This window comes from Pararhodobacter sp. CCB-MM2 (assembly GCF_001691415.1).
Classification (GTDB): domain Bacteria; phylum Pseudomonadota; class Alphaproteobacteria; order Rhodobacterales; family Rhodobacteraceae; genus Pararhodobacter.
The window spans coordinates 1-1,792 of sequence record NZ_LRRR01000066.1 but is presented as its reverse complement, the minus strand read 5'-3'; the positions used below and the strand labels follow the sequence as shown (position 1 = coordinate 1,792).

The following is a 1,792-nucleotide window of genomic DNA, read 5'->3' as shown; positions in this document are numbered from 1 at the left end:
ATACGATCCTGTTCAACAGCGCGGCCGCCGCGGATGGGGATGAGATCCTTGACTTCTCGGTGGGCGACCTGATCGACCTTTCGGCGATCGATGCCGTCCGTGGCGTCAATGGGAACCAGTCGTTCACACTGCAGAGCGCAGATACGGGTGTGGGTGCAGGCTCGCTGGTGATGAGCGAGGGCGAGGACGGGGTTGTCGAGCTGTCCGGGCATGTTGATGGGGATGGGGAGGCCGACTTCACGCTTCGCATCCGCAGCGATCACAGCCTGACGGTGGATGACTTCCGTCTCTGAATACCCCTATGAGACTGCCTCACCCGGACAAGCCGGGTGGGGTTTCGAAGACAGGAGGCCTCAATGTCGCGCCGTCATCTCCCGAGCCGTTCAATTGGATCAGCGGGTGAGCAAGTTCAGGGGCATGCCCATGCGATGCTCTTGAATCCGGCGACTGCGTTGATGTCGGGACTATTCAACAGCGTTTCACTGCTTTGCTTGCTCTATTGGCATGGCTGGCGGTGAACACTTGCAGGAGCCTTGCAGCACCATGGCTGCAAACTTTCTCGGGTACCTCCCCCAAATCCACTGGGTACCTGGTGTGAGAGGCGGCCATTAAGGCTCCAGCGGTGTGCTGTTGAGGAGAGGGGAGCACACTCCCCTGGCGATGGTGAGAGGGATACCCCAAAGCCAAGGCGAGGAGCACTGCTCCTCGCCTTCTCTTCGTAACAGCCTTTGAGGTTGGCGTCCGTTATGCCAGGAATTTCTGACCACCCAAAGCAGGTGATCGAGCGCGGTCCTCTGTCAGGCCTTTGGATGTGGCATGTCCAGAAGCTGTTGGCCGCTATTGTGATGTGCAGACAAGGGCTCAATCTAGATTGCGAGTTCGGTGACTCTGGCGGTCACACTGGCTTTTCCTCGTCCAGACCCCTCTCGAGATATTTCCGCACCGTCTTGCGATCCAACCCCGTCTGCCGCGCTATCGCGCTGACACCGAGGCCCTGACGCTTCAATTCCAAGATCATCACTATCTCCCTCAGTCCTACCACCTGCGCGCCCTTCTCTTGGCATCAGCGCCGAACTGGGGAATTTTCATCCAGCAGTTTTGGGGAGATTACGTCCAGCACTCACAGCAGGGGTTCTCGGTGCGGGAGATCGGGCTTCGGCTGAAGCTGAGCAAGTCGACCGTAGGCACCTATCTTCTGCGGGCCCGAGAGGCCATCCTCGGCTGGCTTGGCTGCGATCCAAGCTCAGCCGAAGCCGTTGATCCGATGTTCTTTTGACACGAGGGCATGGGGGCGAGGCTTAAGGAGACTGGTTGGCCAGGCGTGATCCCATGGCAGGCACGTGGCACGAGGGTTGGCGAGCGGGGGTTTTGCCTTCTTGGTGCCATGTTTTCCGGTGTCACCGGCCGTGGGGAAGGCCTGCTCCGTGTTTCCTATATAATGATTTTATATCAGTGCTTTGCGGATGTTTCTTGAGCGATTTCTTCAGGTCAGAATCAGACCAAGGTCTGAAGGGGGTGTCTCCCAAGGTCTGATCGATTGTCGGCCTTTGGGATTCGAAAAAAAGGCGAGATTGTGGCGATTCTGGGGCATCGGCGGGCGTTGAGGGAACTGCGGTTTTCTGTGTGTGGACACCCGCAAATCAACGAGGTTTCCCATGGTATCCCCCTCCTCTTCCTCGCGGTCGCGCTCAGGCGACAAGTCATCCAGTATCGGGTCTCTTTTGAAGGCGGATCTTTACCGCTACGGGATCGCGCTTTTTCTTCTTTCGGGCTTGATCAACCTGCTTGCGCT

3 pseudogenes are annotated in these 1,792 nt (G+C 57.9%); 2 read left to right on the top strand and 1 reads right to left on the bottom strand.

Going from position 1 to position 1,792, the window contains the following annotated elements:
- Nucleotides 1-293 (top strand): annotated as a pseudogene (locus BCY78_RS25765) (hypothetical protein); the annotation flags it as partial.
- A 620-nt stretch (nucleotides 294-913) separates the two neighbouring features.
- Here BCY78_RS25765 and BCY78_RS25465 read toward each other — a convergent pair.
- Nucleotides 914-1,042, bottom strand: a pseudogene (locus BCY78_RS25465) (helix-turn-helix domain-containing protein); the annotation flags it as partial.
- Nucleotides 1,043-1,123: 81 nt separating this feature from the next.
- On the opposite strand from BCY78_RS25465, the pseudogene BCY78_RS26385 reads away from it, so the two are divergent.
- Nucleotides 1,124-1,225, top strand: a pseudogene (locus BCY78_RS26385) (sigma factor-like helix-turn-helix DNA-binding protein); the annotation flags it as partial.
- Nucleotides 1,226-1,792: the final 567 nt, after the last annotated feature.